Raw genomic sequence first — 958 nt, forward strand, 5'->3', positions numbered from 1 at the left:
AACAAGATCTTCGATGATTGTTCGGGAAAGACGAGCATCGCCAATGCCTTGCGTGATTTCCAGCGATACCTTTCTCCGCATATCAGAACAGAGAAGCCTGTCGTGCATATATCCTTGAATCCGCATCCCGATGATGTGCTGACGGATATGGAGATGGAGAATATTGCCCGTGAATACTTGGAGCGCATGGGATATGGCAACCAGCCATACATGGTTTACAAGCATGAGGACATAGACCGTCACCACATGCACATTGTGACCATCCGGGTGGATGAGAACGGCAAGTGCTTGGATAGCCGATACAACTACCATAGGAGCAAGGCTATCACTCGTGACTTGGAGGAGAAGTACAATCTCCACAAGGCAGACCGCAAGCAACGCCAGGCAGACAATCCACTCCGCAAGGTGGATGTAAGCCAAGGCAATGTGAAGAAGCAGGTTGCCAATACCGTGAAATCACTCTGCACTACCTACAGGTTCCAGTCCTTAGGCGAATACCGTGCACTTCTTTCCTTATATAATATATCCTTGGAGGAGGTCAGAGGCGAGGTTGGCGGTCGTGAGTATCATGGTTTTGTCTATTCTGCCACGGACGGACAGGGTAATAAGGTTGGAAATCCTTTCAAGGCTTCCAAGATTGATAAGTCTGTCGGTGTGGAGGCGATAGAAAAGCGGTTCGCTTATTCAGCCAAGAAGTTCAAGGAGGACAAGAAACTCTCCGAGATGACCAAACATAGTGTGGAGGCAGTGTTGAAGCAGACTTACCATAAGGATAAGTTCGTTGAACTGCTGAAAGCAAAGGGTATTGATGTTGTTTTCCGACATACAGCTGACGGCCGTATCTACGGAGCAACATTCATTGACCACCGCACCCAAAGCGTGTTCAATGGTTCAAGGCTTGGAACGAATCTTTCTGCCAATGCCCTGCAGGAGCACTTCACCTTGCCTTACGAGAATG

Annotated in this window: 1 protein-coding gene; it reads left to right on the forward strand. The window is 48.5% G+C overall.

Going from position 1 to position 958, the window contains the following annotated elements:
- A partial coding sequence (gene mobB / locus BN4609_RS15385) for a conjugal transfer protein MobB (protein ID WP_068857376.1) occupies positions 1-958 on the forward strand: 958 nt, incomplete at both ends.

The sequence above is a fragment of the Leyella lascolaii genome (assembly GCF_900079775.1).
In the GTDB taxonomy this organism is placed as follows: domain Bacteria; phylum Bacteroidota; class Bacteroidia; order Bacteroidales; family Bacteroidaceae; genus Prevotella; species Prevotella lascolaii.